Source organism: Paenibacillus sp. HB172176 (genome assembly GCF_011947265.1).
In the GTDB taxonomy this organism is placed as follows: Bacteria; Bacillota; Bacilli; order Paenibacillales; family Paenibacillaceae; genus Pristimantibacillus.
The window spans coordinates 1-19,242 of the sequence record NZ_JAATHD010000017.1 but is presented as its reverse complement, the minus strand read 5'-3'; the positions used below and the strand labels follow the sequence as shown (position 1 = coordinate 19,242).

Genomic DNA, 19,242 nt, shown 5'->3' with positions numbered 1-19,242 from the left:
ACAAAAGTATAGTAATATGGTTTTTAGAAACCAAGGAGGGGAATTCTTATGTCCGAAGCAGCATTCACAGCAAGAAGCAATAAGATGGAAATCGGAATCAGCACCTTCCTCGAGGCTACGACCGATCCGGATACAGGCGCGCCGATGCGCCATGATGTGCGGCTGCGCAACGCGGTCGAGGAAATTGTGCTCGCCGATCAGGTCGGGCTCGATGTGTACGGCATCGGGGAGCATCACCGTCCCGATTATGCCGGGTCCGCGCCCGCCGTTGTGCTGGCTGCGGCGGCGGCCATGACGAAGAACATTCGTTTGTCCAGCGCCGTGACCGTGCTGTCCTCCGATGATCCGGTGCGCGTCTACCAGGCGTTCTCGACGCTTGACGGCATCTCCAATGGGCGCGCGGAGATTATGGCGGGCAGGGGCTCCTTCATCGAGTCGTTCCCGCTGTTCGGCTACAGCCTCGACGATTATGACGCGTTATTCGAGGAGAAGCTGGAGCTGCTGCTCAAGATTAGAGCGTCCGAGAAGGTGAGCTGGGACGGCGGTCATCGACCGGCTATCGACAATCTCGGCGTCTACCCGAGAGCGGTGCAAAGCCCGCTGCCGGTGTGGATCGCTTCCGGCGGCAATCCGGAATCGGCGGTGCGCGCGGGCATGCTCGGCCTGCCAATCGCCTTCGCGATTATCGGCGGCATGCCGGAGAAGTTCGCGCCGCTTGTCAATCTGTACAAGCGGGCCGCCATTCAAGCCGGGCATGATCCGCGCAAGCTGCAGATCGCGACGCATTCGCACGGCTTTATCGGCGAGACGACGGAGCAGGCCGCCGATCTGTTCTATAAGCCGACGGCCGAGCAGATGAGCAAGCTCGGACGGGAGAGAGGCTGGCCGGCGTACAGCCGGGAGCAATATGACGCCGCCCGCAGCCTGCAGGGCGCGCTCTATGTCGGCGATTCCGACTATGTGGCGGAGAAAATCGTCTTGCTGCGCAAGAATCTAGGCGTGAACCGCTTCTTCTTGCATCTCAATGTCGGCTCCATGCCTCATAAGGACATGCTGCGCGCAATCGAGCTGCTGGGCACGCAGGTGGCCCCGCTCGTCCACAAGGAAATCGCGCGAATGGAAGGGCTGCAAGCTTAGAATGCGGTAGTAGTAGTGTGCAGCAGTTGAGAGCGGTTGTTGGGGCGGTTGTTTCGTAGGAGAGTTGCTTGCAATAACAGTGGCAGGTGAACGCTGCAGCCTCCCCATTTTTAGCTGTCGCTTTTTTTGTTCGGCAGGTCAACTTTACCGTCTTACCTAGCTAACTTTGCTGCTTTACCGTCCCGCAAGTCGAATTTTTCGACTTACTGAGCTAACTTTGGCGCTTTAACGTCCCGCTAGTCGAATTTTTCGACTTACTGCGTCACGGTTAATGTTTTCCGCCCTATCTGTAGCTCATCCTACCGTCATTCCAATGCTTCAGAGCTGCTTTTTACAACTGCCGCCCCGAGTATTCAGCGCTCCAACGTTCAATACACAAAAGCCTCTTCCCAAGCTCGTTTTACATTCAGGTTCATTCCTGAGATGCATCGAGCAATAGGGAAGAGGCTCCGCATTATTGGCGCGTTTTTTTCATACTTATTCCATTAAACGACTTTGATCTCCAGCAGCTCGTATGCGATTACGCCGACAGGGGCCTGAACTTCGATCTTGTCCCCAACCTTCTTGCCCATCAGCTCCTTGCCAAGCGGACTCTCGTACGAAATCTTATTGCCATCGACATCCGCTTCCGCAGGTCCGACGATTTGATATTCGATATGCTCTTTGAATTCGATATCGTTCAGAACAACCGAAGAGCCGATGCCGACCACGCTAGAGGAGAGGCTGCCTGTGTCCACAACCTTGGCCACCTTAAGCATTCTCTCCAGCTGAAGAATTCTTGTCTCCATGAATGCTTGATCATCCTTGGCGGAATGATATTCGCTGTTCTCTTTCAAATCTCCGTAGCTGATCGCCACCTTCAGTCTTTGGGAAAGCTCCTTGCGTTTGACAGTCTTGAGGTCTTCCAGCTCATCCTGAATTTTCTTCAGACCCTCTTGGGTCAGGATTAACTCTTCATTAGCCACTATGTATGCCAACTCCTTTCTCCCATCTTCGCCCAAGCTGCGCTTCAATGCAACACTTATCAGCAATGATATCGAATTGAGGGGAATTTTTCTACTCCACCCGGCAAAAATAAGCCGACTCATCCGCGCCGCAACAGCCTATTTGGCAGAAAGAGTCAGCTTGTTTGAAGATCTTCATATGTCAAACGCTAATTCTATTCTTCCTTCGAAAGCTTCTCCTGGGCCAGCCTGATCATTTCCCGAACCATTGAGCCGCCGATCTTGCCTCCAATATGACCTGCCGATTCCGTCGACATGTCGCCGTTCTGGTAGGGATGCATTGGAATGCCCAGCTCCTTCGCCACTTCGAACTTCACGTCATGGGGATGCTTATCGTCCACCTTGTAGCCCTCTCTCCGCATAACATCCGCTTTGAATGCCTGCATGCCCGCTTCCGCGCCCGGTACCGCATATTTTCTTCTTCTCCTAGCCATATCCGCCACTCCTTCGTTGCTTCTTTTTTTATCATTAGCGTACCCCGCTTTACGTTCCATTATCACAAGCTCAAACATCCCCGGCCTCATCAAAGATGCAGAAAAACGCAAGAATGCCAGAACAACAGATGGGAATCTTAACAGAAAGAGCAAAGTGAAGCGGCTGCGTCATCCTCTGGCGGCGCGTGTTTCGAAAAGCTCAATACAACGAATCCGGCAGGAGGATGAGACGCGAATGAACTGGTATGATCGGCTTAATCATTATTTTCCCAATGAAGAGATGAAGGACAAAGAGCATCTAATGGATTTGATCGCGGACAAAGACATTTACCACAAGGAGGAGACGAAGGATTATATCGTGCTGTATGCGGAATTTCCCGACTTTATCTTCATCGATTACCTGTTGGTGCTGTCGACGGAACGGGGCAAAGGCATTGGTACCCGCCTTCTCAATCGCTTCAAGGAGAAGGGAAAGCTGATTCTGCTTGAAGCCGAGCCGCCGAATACGAAGGATGTGGATACGCATCGGCGGTTAGCCTTTTACCAAAGGAACGGCTTCAAGGAAGCGCATCATATCGAATACGAGCGCCAAGACGATGAAGGCAACGACTATGTTCTGAACATCCTCTATTGGACGGCTGAAGACGTTCCGCAGGAGATCATTATGGAGCGTATGAAGGAAGCTTGCCGCGTCGTTCACAACGATCGGTCACGCTATTATTACGGCCGGGAAATCGCCAATCCGGAGGAAGTGCTGCATTGGATTGAGTAGCTAGCGCACATAGATGCCCCGCTCGTATTGCACCGGAGGCGAGACCTTGTTCGTCACGGCCTGAATCGCATGCAGACTCCAATAGGGATCGTTCAGCATGCCGCGCCCGACCGCGACAAGATCAGCGTCTTCATTGCCAAGCGTCGCTTCTGCCAACAACGGATCATCGAGCTTGCCCACTGCGATAATCGGCATATCGAGCGCTTGCTTGTACGCTCTGGCAAAGGGCACCTGGTAGCCGGGATAATTGCCCGGCTTCCGCTTCCCCGGAGGCGCTTCGCCGCCGGAGGACACATGGAAGACGTCCACGCCGGCTTCCTTGTACCGCTTCGCAATTGCGATCGAATGCTCCAGGTCGTAGCCGCCATCCATATATTCAACAGCCGAAATTCGCATAAGAAGCGGCATATGCTCCGGCATTGCGCTGCGAGCGGCTTTAATCACTTCGCAACCGAACAAAGCCAGATCTTGCCCGTACGCATCCTCCCGTTTGTTCAAGCTCGGAGAATGGAACTGATGAAGGAGATAGCCATGCGCGCCATGCAATTCTATCGTATCAAAGCCCGCAGTCACAGCTCGGCGAACCGCATCTCTGAACTTGGATACCATGACATGCACCTCGTCCGTGGACAACGCTCTAGGCGTCTTCCATGCCTCACCCTTTGGAGAGGACGGAACGGGGATGGCCGAGGCGCTTACCGGGTCTGCGGCGTCTTCCGCTTTGCGCCCGGCATGCCCGATCTGAATGCCGATCTTGGAGCCGTAGCGACGCACTTCGGAGACGATGCGCTCATAAGCAGGAATATGCTCGTCGGACCACAGGCCGAGATCGCGGTTCGAGATGCGTCCATCCGGCTCCACATCCGTCATTTCCATAATAATAAGCCCCGTTCCTCCCACGGCTCGGGACACATAATGCACATAATGCCAGTCGTTCGGCGCTCCGTCATGCGCTTCGACCGAATATTGGCACATGGGAGCCATGACGATTCGATTTTTGAGCTCCAGATCTTTGATTGAGAATGGAGTATCTATCTTGGACATGTGAATCCACCTCGCCTACAGAATTTATGAACCTTATTCTATGCGCTCTGCCTTCAAAAAACAAATAACATAGCGTGAAGCCGCTGGCGGCATTACTATCCCAGTGAACTGTTGGCTATGATCCTGATCCGAGTTCGTCTAACTGAGCTTCGAACCAGAAAAACGCTGAAGGTCCGCGCCAAGCGCGCTGGCTTTCAGCCTTTTTTTGTCGTTTCGCCGCTTGCTCACGTTGTAAGATTGCATTATACTTTTCCAAATAGCATCAAATTCGACAGAGGCAGGAGTGATATCCCAATGAGTACAGCTAATCGCGGTATTAACGTAGGTCCTCCCCGCTTCAAGATTGCCGTTCATTCGCTCGTCTGGCTGGCCAAGAGCGGAGGACTATTGTCCAGCGCCATGATTGCCAGTCAAGTTCAATCTCACGCCACCTTTATGAGAAGAGTGCTTCAAGTATTATCCGTTGCGGGCATCGTCGAGTCTCGCGGCGGCCGGGAAGGCGGCTATCAATTGAAGAAGTGCCCGAATGAAATTACTCTCGGCGAGGTGTATTGCGCTGTCCGTACATCACCATCGGATTCTGAATGCGGGGCGGAAGCAGGCTCCGAATGCGGCACGATTGGCGGACTTCTTGATGTGGAGCTTGAGAAGATTTTGGAAGAAACCGAACGAAAGACCATCGAGCATCTTCGCCAATATACCATTGCGGATGTTGTTGAGCGAATCGACCTGCTGCTACCATGAAATTTACACTTTCTTTTTTATAGTGATTGCGCTATACTGTGCTTATGTTGATTGCACTTCTTTTTTGGGAGAAATTGTGCTTCATACAAGCACATTAAATGGCAATCAATTTAAACCAAAATAGATACAAGGATAAGGAGTGTTTATTCATGTCAAACGTATTATTCGTCAAATCCAATGATAGACCCGCTGATCAAGCGGTGAGCGTGAAGATGTACGACGCCTTCCTGAGCGCATACAAAGAGGCTAATCCGTCCGATACCATCACGGAGCTTGACCTGTAAGAGAACCTGCCTTATTACGGAAATACCGCTATTACAGGCTTGTACAAGCTGGCGCAAGGCTTCCCGTTGACTCCTGAAGAGCAAAGCGCGGCGGATACTGTGAATCGCTATCTCGATCAATTTCTGGCAGCCGACAAGGTCGTCATTGCATTCCCGCTTTGGAACTTCACTGCTCCCGCTCCGCTTATTACGTATGTATCTTACCTGGCGCAAGCCGGCAAGACGTTCAAATATACTGCAACCGGCCCTGTAGGCCTTGTCGGCGACAAGAAGGTCGCCTTGCTCAGCGCGCGCGGCGGCGTCTATTCCTCCGAGCCGATGTCCTTCGTGGAATCCGCCATTCGTCCGGTCAAAGCCCTATTCGGACTGCTCGGCGCTCAAACGCAAGAAGTCATTATCGAAGGGCATAATCAATTCCAGGACCGCACCGCGGACATCATCGCGGACGGCTTGAAGGAAACGGCGACCTTGGCAGCAAGCTTCTAAGAAGTTTAATCTAAGCCGAAAAATGCATGATATAGAGAAACGCCGGGACCGATTATGGTTTTGGCGTTTTTTTCGCATGGAATTGTTGGAAATTATTTACATGACAGATTATGAATAATAGGATATAAATGTTATGCAAATACACTGCAATATTATAAGAAGGAGCTTAATTATTATGCGAAGTCGTGTTACATTTTTTATTTTTGGATTCATATGTTCATCTATGCTAGGCGCTTCTGTTATATTTGCCGCTGATTCTGCCGAGATCAAAGTTTATTTCACCAAGCTCACGTATATGTTTAACGGCGTGGAGAAGTTGCCCGAGCAAGCGGGAGAAGGCTTTATCTATAACGACACCACGTATGTGCCCTTGCGATTTGTAGCAGAATCTTTGGGACAAGAGGTGAAGTGGGACGGCAATACGGAGACGATATGGTTAAGCCGTAAAGCAGAAGATTTGACCATGTCCGATTTGAGCATTACAGATATCACAACACACAACACGATTCAACTCGGTATGACGAGAGATGAAGCGGAAGAGATACTGGGGGAATCTTCCGATCTTGTTCTTGGGAAACTATACAATTACAACGGTCTATGGATCTTTTACCGTGACAATGTCATTGCCGGAATGATGGTGAATGCAGGCTCCAATGAGACGAATCGGTATAGAACCAGCAAAAATATTGGTCTAGGCAATAACATGGAAGATGCGCTAAGCCAATATGGAAATGGATTTATCGATCAGAGGAGCAGCTCGGTTACCTATTATTATGAATTGACTGAAGGTGTGCTCAACAAAGAGGTTGAAATGGTCTTTTCACCTGAACGTTCCAACACCTATACAATATCTATTGGATTCTTTGAGAATGATGCTAGAAATATTAGCAGCATCTTGATTGGTGATTATTATTTTGCCACTACAGTATCTTAACCGACATACATCGAATAGGCTCGGCTGTCTCTATTTAGTAGAGATTGCCGAGCTCATTCTGATTACCTGTGATATTTCCGTTGCCATTATGTCCTCTTAGCTCCAAGCCTCGATATCTTCCTCGTCGACCTCTTCCTCGGGTTCGGCCGCCGTCTCTGCCGCAGCTGCCGATTGTCCCAAGCCGGTAGAGAATTCGAGGTTTGCCGCCTTGCTTGCTTCCACATCCGATTCGCCGCCAGCCGATAATTCGCCCCGCTCCGCCGGAATGCAGGTTTGCAGATTGCGCACGCCGCTTGCCGCGATTTCCTTCTCCACGAGATAACGAATGGAATCCATCAGATTGGACTGCGCATTCAGCCACTCCATGACGAGCGGATCTTCGCCTTTCTTCGTTTTCAAGCTGATATTCTCTCCGGGGAGCTTCGTCTTCTTCAAATCGCTTCCCACCTCCCAGATTGCGTCTTAGAGCCGCTCCCGTTATTAGGCGAATTCGCCGGTTGTCTGCCGCACCCCTATAGCCTATATTCCCTATGCAGGCTGCATCGTCTTCGATTTGAGCGCGTCATAGATCTTGCCCCGGACAAAAGCGTCAAGACCCAGCGCGTTCAACTTCACCGCATAGTCATCCGGAATGTACAGCAGCTGAATTTCACGCTCGTCGCAAATCGTTTTCAATAGGGGATATAAAACCGAGCGCATGAGGATGCTTCCTCCTCCATAGACGCAGATCAGATCGATTTCATTGCGCGCCTTCGTGAGCTGCTTCTTCACATGCTGGGTAATCTGCTTCACCTGGCTCTCCATTGGTCTGCGCAGCGTCTTCAGGGCTCTCGCATGATACTTATGCTTCCCGTTCTTGATCACATCGCTGAAAAATTGCCTTGGACTGTCGGGGAGATGGATGAGCCGGTTAAACTCCTGCAACGCCTCCTCGATCGCATAGCCCGCCCCATGATGGCTGCCGTGCACGAATTGCCTGAGGAATCGATTGCCCTCGGTGATCGGATATTCCGTTGAGCCGTCGCCGATGTCCACATGAAGAATACGCTTGTCCTTGAAATAGCTGCCGTTGAATTTCTTCTCCAGCCTGTACGTTTCCGCGAAATCTCCGAACAGCTCGCCATCCCGCCAATTGCCCGCCGCATCCTTCTGCAGCGTGAAGATGACCGGCGTCGCCTCCGGCACGGTCTTCACGAACGGGAACACAATCTTCACCGCCACTCGCTGAATGCCGAGATGCACGGTAATATGATGCTCCCCGGAGGTGAAGCGCTTCTCGAATTTGGCGGCGGTCTCATCGGTATGCTGCGTCACCGGCAGTGCCGTCGCCATATCGGCTTCCACGCTGATGGAGGATGGAATCTTCTTCTCTTCCTCGTACGCCTTCTGCACGGCCACCGCCGCAATCTGGGCGAGCGTGTTAATAATCGGCAGATCCATATCGCTCTTCGCGTCGATGCCAATCTGGATATTATCGATAATCTCTCCGCTCTCCAGAGCGAATTTCCCGATATAGTACATGCCCGGCCTTGCGGCGGGCGAATCCACCGTTACAACCAGTTGATCCTGCAATTGCTTCACGAAGCTCTCCGGCGCTTGCTCCTCGCTCCACGGCAGCTCGTCCACCGCGCAATTGACATTCGGCTGGCCAATCCATCTTCCGTCAATCATCAGATCATGCTCGCTGTTCCCATTGTCATTGCCTACATAGAAATGATACTTCATCATTCATTTCCTCCTATCGTTGATTTTGGCGAATCAAGAGACTGGCAGCGGCCGCAACAACATCCTGTAACCCATAGTCATACTTTGCCACACGGAGCGCGACTTCGCATCGAGCCAGAGTCATGCAGGACGATTAAGTTTCTCTCATCTTTCCTTGTCGGATCGAATCGGCTCCGCCGCGCGCATTAGCCGGAACAGGGGATAAGTCAGGGCATAATTAGGATCATTTTGAACATGCATGTCGAATGGCCGGAAGAAAGGTACAGAGTCTTTTCTCCTATTCGCCTTAACGGAATAAAGCCTTGCCCGAAACAGAAAAGACCGGCCCGCGACATCGCGAGCCGATCTGCTTCATCAATACCGCGGCTAATTCGCCGTAATGCTGTCGACTAGCAGCACAGCATACGTCGAGCTGTTATGAACGAGCTTGATGGAGCTGACATTCGACAGATTGGCTTGAAAATCCGCCAGCGGGATTACGATGTCCGCATAGGCGGTCGACACGTTGCCGTATTGACTGAGCGGGCCGGCCGTATGGTCCGAGCCGTCGTTCAGGACGATATCCCAGTGCTGTTCGCTGTCGGAATCCCACCAATCCCTCAGACGCAGAACCAGATTCGTTGATCCTGCCAAGCTGCCGTTGATGTTCTCCCGGAAGTATTGACCGGCCGAGCCCGAGTTGAGAATGATATTGCCGGCGGCGTCTGAGCCGTAATACGCATTGTCCATCGTCCAGTCGATCGATTCGTTCAGATCGTTCGTCTTGCCGCTGAACGCTGACGGATCGCCGAACGTATCGATTTGCAGTTCCACGAGCTGCGGGACGGCCTGCGCTTCACCGGAATTGCCGCTGCTGCCTCCCGCGTTGTAGGCCTGCACGACGTAGTAATACGTCTGGCCGTTCGAAACGCCATAATCCACGACTGCGGTACCGCTAGCTTGATTCGCGATCAAGACGTAGCCCGTCCCCGAAATATCGGATCGATAGACGCTGTATCCCGCAGCTCCGGCGACGGCGTTCCACGACAATGCCACCTGGTTATTACCCGGAACGGCGGTCAGCCCACCCGGAGCAGCCGGCGCGCTCGCCGCGAGCGGCACGGCCGAAGCCTCGTTGGAGTTGCCGCTGCTTCCGATATTGTTATTCGCCTTGACCACGTAATAATAAGCAACCCCGTTCGTCAACCCGCTGTCCTGATAGCCGGTCCCGGCGATCGCGTCCGCAACAAGCTGATAACCCGTACCGCTGACCTCCGAGCGAAGCACCGTATAGTCCTCGGCGCCGGCGGACGGCGTCCAGCTCAATTGAACGGCGCCGTCGCCCGCTGCTGCGGACAGATTGGCGGGCGCGGCGGGCGCGGACGGCTCGCCGCTGATGACGACGGCTTCATGCAGGACGTTGTAGCCGCGGTCGGCATCCCATAGCCCAGCATTCGCGAGCCGGATCGAATAAGCCGGGTTGCCGCGCAGACTTTCGTAGTAATCGGGCAGCCACAGCGCGAGCTTGTAGACGCCCGGCAGCATCGCGGACGGAAGCTGCACGTTCCGGACCGGAATCGAGACCGGGCCGCTCTTCCATAATCGGATGTCGATGCCGCTCAATTCCACCTCGTATCGCGCGTTGTCGTTCTCGAATACGAGGAACAGCGGCCTGGGCTTGATCGGCCCGGCATAGCCGTCATTGTCCAGCTCGGCGGAGAAGGCGATTGTCCCGCCCGGACTGCCCGACGTATCGAAGGAGGCCGAATCGAGCGTCAAGCGATAGCCCATCTTGCGCTTCAAGCGCGTGAATGCCGTCTCGGCAGGATCATGGCCGGAGGCAGCGAGATTCGCGTTCTTCCAGATGTCCAGATTGACCTCGGCGTAATCTTCGTTGATCTCCGTCCAGTGCAGCAGGCTCATCTCTGTCTGCACGTTGCTGCCGGCGCTGTCGTTGGAGCCCGACGAATTGCAGGTTTCGCCGCCGACCATCTTGTTCGCCCCCGTTGAGGTCGCGAGATCGTACATCCATTGCTTCTTCTCCTCCACGTAATACCAGCCCATCCACGAGTTGTTGTCGTAGGTGCCCATATCCGCGGAGTCGGACAGAAAGCAGTCATTGTGGAAGCCGATGCGGTCCTTCTCTTCCTGCGTGAGCGCCGTCGTCCCGGAAGGCGTTGGCAGCTCCATCAGCTCCTTGATGAAGATCGGATAACGGATGACCACCGGTATCGTCACGGGCGTCGTCGCCAAAATTTGCTTGACGACGCGGAACCGGGTGTCGGCTTGCTGACGGTTGAACGGGTCGCAGAAGCTGCAGCTGTGCCACTCGCCCCACGGCCCGAGATACCCCGCTTCCAAGTGGTTCACCACATCCGCGTTCACGCTGATCACCGCGTTCAGCTCCGCGATATGCGACAGAATCCGGCTCTCCGGAACGTTGGGCGTGCCGGACCATTCGTAGGCGGGACGAAGCACGATTTTCAATCCGGCCTCCCGGATGGCGGCCAGACCCGAAGCGAGATTGTCCAGCAGCGCTTGCGGCAATTGATCGACATCCTTGAATTTGTCCAGATGAATGTAGCTGTGGATCAACGTGTTGCCGCTCTGCTTCGCGCGGGCGAATGTTCGGTCGAGCATATCCGGGTTGAAGCCCGCGATGCTCGTCGCCGAGCTTGCGTAGTCGTTGACGCTGACATCGTCGATAATCTCGTACCGATTGTGGAAGCCCCGCTCCGGATTGGCGAGCACCGCCGAGTAATCGGCCTGGTACGCGAACGTCGATTGCGCCGACGCGCTCCCCGGTGCGAAGTAGGCAGCCATGAGCGCGGCCATCAGACATAGCGATAAAATCCTTCTCATCTCGTCATCTCCCTATTCGAACCTGATCTCGTCGATCCAGACTGTCCCGCTCTGACCATGCCAGAACGACAGCTGCAGTTGTCCCGGCGATGTACGGTTGACGCCGTTTGCCTCCAGATCGATCTCGATATCCTTGTAGCCGGTCGTCACCGTATCGCCGCTAAGGTCGCCAAGCGTTCCAGAGACGCCGCCAAGTTGCAGCTGAAAGTGGCTCTGTTCGCCGCCGGACGCTCCCTTGACGCGGATGACCAGCTTCGAGTAAGCGGTGATATCCTGCAAAATGTCCGAGCCGAGCCAGCCCGCGTTATTGTACGTCAGCTTCAAGGCGCCGCCGTCCAGGACGCCGGCATTATTGTCGAACCCGTTAGCTCCCGCCCACTTGCCAAGATCATTCGCGCCGGGCCATGCCGGCGTTCCGTCGAAGCTGTCGAGGAGCAGGCCACCGGAGCCCGAACCGCCGCCGGAAGCTTCGGTCGTCGCCTGAACGGCGTTGCTCGCCGCCGACTCGTTGCCGGCTGCGTCGACAGCCGTGACCGTATAGCTGTACGACGTATCGGCCGTCAGCCCCGTATCGGTATACGCGGTCGCCGTCCCGGTCGCAGCGGCAATCGCCCCGTCCCGGTAAATGTTGTAGCCGACAACGCCGACATCATCGGCCGCGGCGCTCCAGCTCAGACTGACGGAGCTCGGCGTCTCGCCGTCGACCGTCAAGCTTCCCGGCGCGCTTGGCGGCGTCGTGTCGCCGCCCTGGCCTCCGCCGTCGTCGTCTTCTTCGATCGCGATCTTGTCGAAGTCCGGCGCCCAGCCGCTCGGATTGGCAAGCTGGATGCTGTTATTGCCCGCATTCAGCTGAATGTCGATTGTGGACACGCCGACCGCATCCCAGCTTCCCGTGCTCGGGAAGCTATGCGTTACGGCCGTTCCGCCATTCACGCTAAGCTCGGCGCTGCGCGCTTCCGCGGTCAGGTAGCCGATCGACAGCGTATAGGTTCCGGCTTCTTCGGCGTAGACGCCATTGAACGTAAGCTCTCCTCCATTGCCGACGTAACCTACCTTCGCTCCGCCCGAGCAATTGCCGCACGAAGCCGTCGCCGCTCCGCGCGCCAGCGTATTGCCGGAAGCTTCCGCTTCATAAGACACGCCGCTCTGCACGGCATCCGTCGCCGCCGTCACGGTATTGCTTGCCGCCGATTCGTTGCCGGCCGCGTCAACCGCCGTCACCGTCAAGGTATAGACCGTAGCGGGAGACAGTCCCGTCAGCGTGTGCTGGGTGGCGGCGGCTGCCGTCGAAGCGGCAAGCATCCCTCCGACGTAGAGGTTGTACCCCGCGACGCCGACATCGTCCGTGGACGCCGACCACGTCAGGCTCACGCTGGAGCTGTCATGCGCCGAAACCGCCAAATTAGTCGGCGCGCTCGGCGGCGTCGTATCGCCAGGCTGCGCATCCGTCGCCGCCGTCAGCGCTGAGCTGAAGGCGGAACGGTTGCCCGCCGCGTCGACCGCCCTTACTCGATAGAGATAGCTCGTCGACGCGGTCAATCCGGTATCCGTGAAGGCCGCGGTCGCCGTCGTTCCGGCGGACGCGCCGTCGCGGTACACCTCGTATCCCGTAACGCCGACATCGTCCGTAGACGGCGACCACGTCAGACTCACGCTGTCGCTGTCATACGCCGAGACAGCCAGATTCGTCGGCGCGCTCGGCGGCGTGGAATCGGGCGCGCCGGCTCCAATCGCGACGCTGCCCAGGTTCAGCCAGCCGTCCGCGTTCTGATCCGCGTTGGCAAAGCGGAATTTCTTGGCCGGCAGGAACGGCTGCCATTCTTCGATATTGTCGCGTACGGAAGCCTCGGTCACGTTCTCCAGCGAATTCACGACTCGCATGACGAGCGAGTACGTGCCGCCCGCAACGCCGCTCGTGCCGACGCTCGCCTCGTAATACTGCGGATCGGCGAGATCCAGATACGTCTGCCCGCTATTCCAATCCGGGAACGTTCGGACTTCGGAAGGCAGCACCTTCGTGATGTCCCACGTCGTATCCCACTCCTTCACGATATCGCCTTGCGCGTTCTTGAGTCCGAGCTTGACCGGCCACTGGTAGTAGAACGGCGCCACGCCGAGATTCTCGATGCTGACGCCGACCTTCAGCGGGACGCCGGCCGCGATGTCGTTGTAATACGCATCCGTCACATGATATTCGTAGCCCATCAGGCGAATGGCTTCCGACACGCCCGGATCCGATGCGGAGTAACCCGAAATTCCTTGCTGATTAATCATCCAGGAAATATGGGTCAACTCGATCGAGTCTTTCAGGTTCGATACCTGTCCGCCGCCGGTCGGCCAATTCGAGAACATCGAGCCTTGAATCTCCGGCCTCGCCTCGCCTCCGATGACCTCGTCCATCCACCGGTTCTCCGCCCCGTTATCCAGCGCTAGCTGCAGGAAGGCGTCGGACCAGCCGCCCATCGAGACCGGAAGCGTCATGCTCTTCGGCTCGGTCGAACCCGATCGGAACTCCTTGTACGGCCAGGAATCGTCCGCGTACCCGATGTTCGCCTCCACAGAATGGCCGCCGCCCAGTCCGGGATAGCGGATGACGAGCTTCGTCTCGTCGAACGCGTCGTCATAGGCGTCGATGATGGCGTTGACGGAGGCGTCGGTCGGGAACAGATCCGGATAACCGTCCGCAAGATCGCGGTCGAACGGCCATGTATGCCATTCCCCCCACAATCCGATCAGGCCCATATGGATGTAGCCGATCCGCGGATCTCCGTCGTATTTGTCGCCGAACGCCTCGATGAAGCCTTCCAGCGCCGCGATCAGATCAGGATCGTCGTAGTCCGGGCTCGTCGTCCCCCAGAACGTGTTGGACCGCATGGTCACGTCTCCGTTCAGACAAGCCGGTATGCCGTTCCCCGGATGGCTGCCCGTTCCGCCCGGATATTCCATATAGAGGCGAATTGCCGCGTGATTGCCCCGCGACGCAATCTCGTCCAAAGCCTGTTCGATCATCGACCAATCGTAATAGCCGCAATTATTGGCGTCCGTCATGACCTCATTCAGCGCAAAATAACTCCATTCCATGCTGTGCGGATATCCGCCCGCATAATCCGTCTTCGAGAAAAAGAACGGCAGAAAGCCCTTCAGCGGATTATCGAGCGGTCCCGGCGCGTAGGCGAGCGGGTGATCCTGCAAGGAAGGATCGGCGATGCCGGAGCCGGCCGGCGGCGAAGGCGGACCTGCCGGTGTCGCCGCCGCGTAAGAACCAAAAACGCTCATCAGGAGCAATAAGGCAAGCAGCGAAGCGAAGGCCGCTTTTCGATTCATTTTAAAAACGTTCATGTACTATCGATCTCCTCTCATTTCTCAATCCTTTCATGCGAGTCGTCACCAAGATGTCGGTCGTACATCCTCCTTTCGAAAGTCCGGCCTGACAATGGATTGAACCGGGCATCACCTCCTCTCGGATTGACAAAAAAACGGCGCATTTAGCAGGAGTGCGCCGTTGTCTGAACATGTTCGATATGCGATTAGCCGAAATCGATTACCCTGATTCGTAAACGCTTTCATAATCAAGTTGATGTTCCTTTACATGTTCATTCTACCCCTCTCCCGTAAATGGTTTAAATGCCTGATATTTAAGATGACATGCTCATTCGTTAAGATGCGGGTTGAAGATAACGCGCTCCAAGGTATTATGGAGCAGCACCTCCGCCCAACCCAAAAAGCGGCTGCACCGCCCTTCAACAGGACCATGCAGCCGCTCGTTCATGATAATCAATTGTATGATATAAGCCTTGCCCGCCGCGCCCTTGCCGTTACTTCACAATAAGCACCGGACAATGCGAATGCTTCACGACATTGTGGCTGACGCTGCCAATGAGAATCTCGGACACAAGTCCCGCTCCGCGACTGCCCATGACGATGAGGTCCGCTTGCTGCTCCTCTGCCGCCCGGCAAATGATCTGCGCAGGATCGCCCGTACCGCTAAGAATCTCGAATCGACATCCGGCCGCAGTCAGCTTGCCCGACGCCTCCGATATAATTTTTGCTGCCTCGCGCTCCAGCACGTCGCTCACATTCACATTAATAGCCGGTTCGACCAAGTACACATGCTGATTGACATGAATCACGCTCAGCTTCACTTGAGGCAGCGCTTTGGACAAGCCAATCGCCGTATCCAGCGCCTTGTCCGCCTGCTTCGATCCATCTGTCGGTATTAAAATATGATTATACATAAGTCCCCGCCTCCATTGTCTATCGCTTGGTTCATGCTCATCTACTCCCAAATTACCCAAAACAAACGCAGCGTAAACAAGCAAGTTGAAAATCCGAAATAATAAAACAAAGCCGCGATGGCCCGACCTGTACCAAGCTCAACCCATCAAGCCTTTGAAAAAAAACCGAACCAGCATTTCTTCCGTTATCTGAGGCGGCGATGAACCGCTCACAGGTTGCAAAACAGCTTCCGCTTCTGCTCCATCTGCCGTCGTTTCCGCAGCATCGTCCTTTACCGTCCCTCCCATCAATCGGCTCCATTCCCGCTGATACATGCCGAAGTAGAATAGCAGCTGGGGTTGCTCCAGATCGTCAGAAATCACACCCTCCCGCTTGCCGCGTTCCATAAGCTCCAGCAAGAACGGCATAAGCATGCTGCTCTGATAGACCTCCACCTTCCCTTGCAGAGCTGACGGGCTCGCCGATTGTCGCAGACATGCTTGAACGAATCGAATGATCGCGGCCTCTTCCTTCATCAGCGCCGCAACTAGTCGCGCGAAATTCTTCTCCTCCAGCATAAACTCCCTGTATTGTGCCAACTTATCGTCCAGAACGCTCTTTATCGCCGCGAAAAGGAGCTCATCCTTGCTGCCGAAATAATTATAAATACTCACCTGCGAAACCCCGGCGGCGCTGGCGATTTCTCTGATCGGCTTTATGCCGAAGCTGCCGGCCTTCAGCTCTCCAAGCGCAATCTTCAAAATCGCGACTTTCTTTCCTTCCGTTCTCCGATCGAATCCGTTCATTCGCTCACCTCCTCCCCATTATAATGTTTTTTTGAAATATCACATAATATAAATTCAAAACTATTGTCTTCTTTTTCTGAATCTGCCATACTCAAGTTATGAACTATACAATTATAAGATTTCAAAACTAAGGAGGTTGACCATGAAAACCATATACAACAAAAATACGAATCATTATCTTCCCCGCGTAACGTTGCTGCTGCTCGAAACAATTATACTGGCAGCGGCATGCTGGATATTGCTGTTCCAGGGTTCGCAAACGCTCAACGATTGGTTTCATTGGAGCTTGGGCGATGGTCGGAATGAACGTAATATACTGTTGTTCGCCTTGATCGCCATCGTCTATCTTCGCATGTGCGTGACGATCTTCTATCTTTTGAAGCGAGTCATTCCATGGGAAGAAGCCTTCACCGTGCCGCTGGCTTTCTCTCTGTATTATGTCGGCTTTGCCTTGTTCGCCATGAACGCCTCGGAAGTCGTGGACGGATGGGATCTCCCGGTTGTATTACTCTTCATCGCCGGCTCCTTCATCAACACCTGCTCGGAATGGCTTCGCGACCAGTGGAAGAAGCGGCCCGAGAACAAAGGCAAATTATATACGAAAGGCTTGTTCCGCTATTCCGCCCACATTAACTATTTCGGCGACTTGCTGTGGGTGCTCGCATTGGCTCTTGTCACCCGAAATCCATGGGCGCTTATCGTTCCTTTGCTGCTATTTTGCCTTTTCGCCTTCTACAACATCCCGATGCTCGACCGGCATCTGGAGAGCAAGTACGGGGAAGATTTCCGCCGGTATATCGCCGAGACGAAGAAATTCATTCCTTTTCTTTATTAAACGACTGTGATGCGACGAGTTGGAAGCCATCTGGGCAAAGCGAAAAAGGCACCACGATGGCGCCTCTTTCGCATAATGATCCAATTTTCATCCAGTCCTATCGAACACTTCGGCATGTGTACCGCATTTACCAGCTTTCCACGTCATCGTCATTCTCCACGAATTGCTGCAGAGCCGACAGCTTCTCTGTCCAATAGCTCTCAAAGAAGTCCAGCCACTTCTGCAGCTCGATCAGAGGTTCGGGTTGCAGCTTATACCTGGTCTCCCGTCCCACCTTCTTGCTGCTGACAAGACCGGCATCCGTCAGCACATGCAGATGCTTGTTCACCGCAGTGCGGCTGAGCGGGAACTTCTCGGTCAAGGCCGCAATCGGCATCTCCCTCACGGCCAGCATCTGAAGAAGCGAGCGCCGCGTAGGATCGGCAATCGCGTGGAATACATCCGTGCCCGTCTTAACCTTCGACGGCTGCACGTAGGCTCTTCTGGACAAGGTTCTCCCATCCGCCGCTCATATGGCCGCGGATAATCGAGTGCGGTTGATTAAATTCGGTAACCTTATCCGCATCCCAGCCGGAATGAACAAGCGTGAATTCAGTTTTGCCGTCCACTTCCTTGAGCTCGAAGGTCAGATGCCAGTCCTTACCCCAATCGAAGCCAACAAGCCTCATCGGCTCCAGCTCGGTAATCTTGCAATGCGAATCGCCGTAATCGCCCGCATGCAGGACGAATTCTCCTCCCAGTACGGGCTCGAAGGTGTTCTTCATCCACCAGCTCGCGATTCCTTCTGAAGTAGCGACCGCCTTCCACACCTTCTCGATCGGCGCGTTCAATCGTATCGTTTGACGAATTTCCGGTAATGTATCTTGTCCCTGCGATGGCATAGTTTCTACCTCCAACATTAATTTATAACACCATTAGGTGTTACTTTTTATTATAACACCAAAAGGTGTTATGTCAAATGATATTTATGATTTGCATAACGACCCAAAAGCTGTTATGTCAATTGGTAATTGTCATTGGCATACGGCCTGCAGCTACTAGTATATCCAATACCGTTGATAATCCATGTAATCATGGGCATTCTATCTGCATACCGACATATACAATAGAGGATAGAATTATCAACGGAAGGAGCTTACAACATGGAAAGCAAGCATTCTGGAAAACCTTCGACAGGAACAAGCAAGCTGCTTAGAGATGGCGAAGGCAAAGACACGCTTGGTTTGGAAGGCGTGGATCATGAAGGTTTGGTAACCGAAAGAGATATCGATATGGCGTTTGGTTTATTTACCGAGGAGGATATGAAAAGTGAAGCGCCGGGAGCGCATAGCTAAATCGGTCAAGCAGCCCCCCGGCAGAGTTGTGAGCGCTACAGCTCTGCAAACATTCAATAACTGCCGCGCAGCGGCTCGAAGCCCAAGCTTCGGTTGATTCGCAGAATCGAAGCGTTCGTGGAATCGTTGTCGGTCTTCAAGTAGGAGGCACCATCCTATTCCAATTAGAGGAAAGAGCTTATTTCCTTTAAAATAAGTACAACCAAGTTCAAACAATCACGTCGTACTTATCCAGCATCTCTTGCTTGAGCTTGCGGCATTTCCGCTCGATGCATGCGGCTAATTCCTCTTTGCCATCCACCAGCGCTTCGACATATTGTTCATAGAGGCGGCTGATTCGCGTATCCATCAGCCAGATCTCCTCCACCTGCCTTCTTGAATGCACCTTCAAATTCTCCCGTTCTTGCACCATAAGCAAATGAATCACGCCTTTCTTGTCCGTTATCGTTAGCTTCAGGATAAGGGGGAAATGTGTTGAACATATGTCGAATGCACAAAATGTAAAAATCCTTCACATAAAGGGACACAGCATCAAATAGGAGTCTAATCTATATCTGGACAGTAAAAAGTTTTACATCATTAAGAAGCAAGGAAATCGGCGTCCTGCTGGGCCGCTTTCTGCTTGGAACGAATAATTTGAGTTAGCG

General features: G+C 53.9%; 18 protein-coding genes and 1 pseudogene. 7 read left to right on the top strand and 12 right to left on the bottom strand.

Annotated elements, in window-relative coordinates:
• The first annotated feature begins 48 nt into the window (after nt 1–48).
• Entirely contained in the window at nt 49–1,137 is a 1,089-nt protein-coding gene (locus HFP08_RS19775; protein WP_168122336.1) for an LLM class flavin-dependent oxidoreductase, read from the top strand.
• 485 nt (nt 1,138–1,622) lie between these two features.
• On the opposite strand, the gene greA is transcribed toward HFP08_RS19775, so the two are convergent.
• Nucleotides 1,623–2,102: a transcription elongation factor GreA gene (gene greA, locus HFP08_RS19770; protein WP_168122335.1), complete on the bottom strand. Its 480-nt coding sequence runs from the start codon at nt 2,100–2,102 to the stop codon at nt 1,623–1,625.
• Between the two features lie 194 nt (nt 2,103–2,296).
• A complete protein-coding gene (locus HFP08_RS19765; RefSeq protein WP_168122334.1) occupies nt 2,297–2,575 on the bottom strand; it encodes an alpha/beta-type small acid-soluble spore protein in 279 nt (92 codons plus the stop codon).
• Nucleotides 2,576–2,810: 235 nt separating this feature from the next.
• Between HFP08_RS19765 and HFP08_RS19760 the strand changes: the two genes are divergently transcribed.
• Complete coding sequence (locus tag HFP08_RS19760) at nt 2,811–3,347, top strand: GNAT family N-acetyltransferase (RefSeq protein ID WP_168122333.1); 537 nt, start codon at nt 2,811–2,813, stop codon at nt 3,345–3,347.
• Here the strand turns inward: HFP08_RS19760 and HFP08_RS19755 are convergent, their stop codons facing one another.
• Nucleotides 3,348–4,391 carry an NADH:flavin oxidoreductase/NADH oxidase gene (locus HFP08_RS19755; RefSeq protein WP_168122332.1) on the bottom strand — a complete coding sequence of 348 codons (1,044 nt, stop codon included), beginning with the start codon at nt 4,389–4,391 and terminating at the stop codon, nt 3,348–3,350.
• Between the two features lie 294 nt (nt 4,392–4,685).
• On the opposite strand from HFP08_RS19755, the gene HFP08_RS19750 reads away from it, so the two are divergent.
• The 3 genes and pseudogenes from HFP08_RS19750 (at nt 4,686) to HFP08_RS19740 (ending at nt 6,839) form a co-directional block, all read left to right on the top strand.
• Nucleotides 4,686–5,135: an RrF2 family transcriptional regulator gene (locus HFP08_RS19750; RefSeq protein ID WP_168122331.1), complete on the top strand. Its 450-nt coding sequence runs from the start codon at nt 4,686–4,688 to the stop codon at nt 5,133–5,135.
• A 149-nt stretch (nt 5,136–5,284) separates the two neighbouring features.
• Nucleotides 5,285–5,905 (top strand): annotated as a pseudogene (locus HFP08_RS19745) (FMN-dependent NADH-azoreductase).
• Nucleotides 5,906–6,080: 175 nt separating this feature from the next.
• Nucleotides 6,081–6,839: a copper amine oxidase N-terminal domain-containing protein gene (locus HFP08_RS19740; protein ID WP_206109292.1), complete on the top strand. Its 759-nt coding sequence runs from the start codon at nt 6,081–6,083 to the stop codon at nt 6,837–6,839.
• Between the two features lie 96 nt (nt 6,840–6,935).
• Here HFP08_RS19740 and HFP08_RS19735 read toward each other — a convergent pair whose 3' ends face one another.
• The 6 genes from HFP08_RS19735 to HFP08_RS19710 form a co-directional block, all read right to left on the bottom strand.
• Nucleotides 6,936–7,274 (bottom strand): hypothetical protein, encoded by a 339-nt coding sequence (locus HFP08_RS19735; protein WP_168122329.1) that lies wholly within the window; start codon nt 7,272–7,274, stop codon nt 6,936–6,938.
• Between the two features lie 93 nt (nt 7,275–7,367).
• Nucleotides 7,368–8,567, bottom strand: a complete 1,200-nt coding sequence (locus tag HFP08_RS19730; RefSeq protein WP_240941610.1) for a ParM/StbA family protein — start codon at nt 8,565–8,567, stop codon at nt 7,368–7,370.
• A 363-nt stretch (nt 8,568–8,930) separates the two neighbouring features.
• Nucleotides 8,931–11,405: a DUF4832 domain-containing protein gene (locus HFP08_RS19725; protein WP_168122328.1), complete on the bottom strand. Its 2,475-nt coding sequence runs from the start codon at nt 11,403–11,405 to the stop codon at nt 8,931–8,933.
• Nucleotides 11,406–11,417: 12 nt separating this feature from the next.
• Nucleotides 11,418–14,744 (bottom strand): fibronectin type III domain-containing protein, encoded by a 3,327-nt coding sequence (locus HFP08_RS19720; RefSeq protein ID WP_168122327.1) that lies wholly within the window; start codon nt 14,742–14,744, stop codon nt 11,418–11,420.
• Between the two features lie 476 nt (nt 14,745–15,220).
• Nucleotides 15,221–15,640, bottom strand: coding sequence for a universal stress protein (locus HFP08_RS19715; protein WP_168122326.1), 420 nt, complete (start codon nt 15,638–15,640; stop codon nt 15,221–15,223).
• A 138-nt stretch (nt 15,641–15,778) separates the two neighbouring features.
• Nucleotides 15,779–16,426, bottom strand: coding sequence for a TetR/AcrR family transcriptional regulator (locus tag HFP08_RS19710; RefSeq protein ID WP_168122325.1), 648 nt, complete (start codon nt 16,424–16,426; stop codon nt 15,779–15,781).
• A gap of 142 nt (nt 16,427–16,568) precedes the next feature.
• On the opposite strand from HFP08_RS19710, the gene HFP08_RS19705 reads away from it, so the two are divergent.
• Nucleotides 16,569–17,261, top strand: coding sequence for a DUF1295 domain-containing protein (locus HFP08_RS19705; protein ID WP_168122324.1), 693 nt, complete (start codon nt 16,569–16,571; stop codon nt 17,259–17,261).
• A gap of 127 nt (nt 17,262–17,388) precedes the next feature.
• Here HFP08_RS19705 and HFP08_RS19700 read toward each other — a convergent pair whose 3' ends face one another.
• Nucleotides 17,389–17,751: an ArsR/SmtB family transcription factor gene (locus tag HFP08_RS19700; protein WP_168122323.1), complete on the bottom strand. Its 363-nt coding sequence runs from the start codon at nt 17,749–17,751 to the stop codon at nt 17,389–17,391.
• Nucleotides 17,714–18,142, bottom strand: coding sequence for an SRPBCC family protein (locus HFP08_RS19695; RefSeq protein WP_168122322.1), 429 nt, complete (start codon nt 18,140–18,142; stop codon nt 17,714–17,716). Before HFP08_RS19695 ends, HFP08_RS19700 begins: the two co-directional genes overlap by 38 nt.
• 261 nt (nt 18,143–18,403) lie before the next feature.
• On the opposite strand from HFP08_RS19695, the gene HFP08_RS19690 reads away from it, so the two are divergent.
• On the top strand, nt 18,404–18,595 hold the full coding sequence (locus HFP08_RS19690; protein WP_168122321.1) for a hypothetical protein: 192 nt from the start codon (nt 18,404–18,406) through the stop codon (nt 18,593–18,595).
• Nucleotides 18,596–18,803: 208 nt separating this feature from the next.
• Here the strand turns inward: HFP08_RS19690 and HFP08_RS19685 are convergent, their stop codons facing one another.
• On the bottom strand, nt 18,804–18,980 hold the full coding sequence (locus tag HFP08_RS19685) for a hypothetical protein (protein WP_168122320.1): 177 nt from the start codon (nt 18,978–18,980) through the stop codon (nt 18,804–18,806).
• Nucleotides 18,981–19,242 lie beyond the last annotated feature (262 nt).

Excerpts from the sequence above, each read along its gene's own strand:
- HFP08_RS19775 (WP_168122336.1), top strand. The coding sequence starts at position 49 with ATGTCCGAAGCAGCATTCACAGCAAGAAGCAATAAGATGGAAATCGGA.
- HFP08_RS19765 (WP_168122334.1), bottom strand. The coding sequence starts at position 2,575 with ATGGCTAGGAGAAGAAGAAAATATGCGGTACCGGGCGCGGAAGCGGGC.
- HFP08_RS19760 (WP_168122333.1), top strand. The coding sequence starts at position 2,811 with ATGAACTGGTATGATCGGCTTAATCATTATTTTCCCAATGAAGAGATG.
- HFP08_RS19755 (WP_168122332.1), bottom strand. The coding sequence starts at position 4,391 with ATGTCCAAGATAGATACTCCATTCTCAATCAAAGATCTGGAGCTCAAA.
- HFP08_RS19750 (WP_168122331.1), top strand. The coding sequence starts at position 4,686 with ATGAGTACAGCTAATCGCGGTATTAACGTAGGTCCTCCCCGCTTCAAG.
- HFP08_RS19740 (WP_206109292.1), top strand. The coding sequence starts at position 6,081 with ATGCGAAGTCGTGTTACATTTTTTATTTTTGGATTCATATGTTCATCT.
- HFP08_RS19730 (WP_240941610.1), bottom strand. The coding sequence starts at position 8,567 with ATGATGAAGTATCATTTCTATGTAGGCAATGACAATGGGAACAGCGAG.
- HFP08_RS19725 (WP_168122328.1), bottom strand. The coding sequence starts at position 11,405 with ATGAGAAGGATTTTATCGCTATGTCTGATGGCCGCGCTCATGGCTGCC.
- HFP08_RS19720 (WP_168122327.1), bottom strand. The coding sequence starts at position 14,744 with ATGAACGTTTTTAAAATGAATCGAAAAGCGGCCTTCGCTTCGCTGCTT.
- HFP08_RS19715 (WP_168122326.1), bottom strand. The coding sequence starts at position 15,640 with ATGTATAATCATATTTTAATACCGACAGATGGATCGAAGCAGGCGGAC.
- HFP08_RS19710 (WP_168122325.1), bottom strand. The coding sequence starts at position 16,426 with ATGAACGGATTCGATCGGAGAACGGAAGGAAAGAAAGTCGCGATTTTG.
- HFP08_RS19705 (WP_168122324.1), top strand. The coding sequence starts at position 16,569 with ATGAAAACCATATACAACAAAAATACGAATCATTATCTTCCCCGCGTA.
- HFP08_RS19695 (WP_168122322.1), bottom strand. The coding sequence starts at position 18,142 with ATGCCATCGCAGGGACAAGATACATTACCGGAAATTCGTCAAACGATA.
- HFP08_RS19690 (WP_168122321.1), top strand. The coding sequence starts at position 18,404 with ATGGAAAGCAAGCATTCTGGAAAACCTTCGACAGGAACAAGCAAGCTG.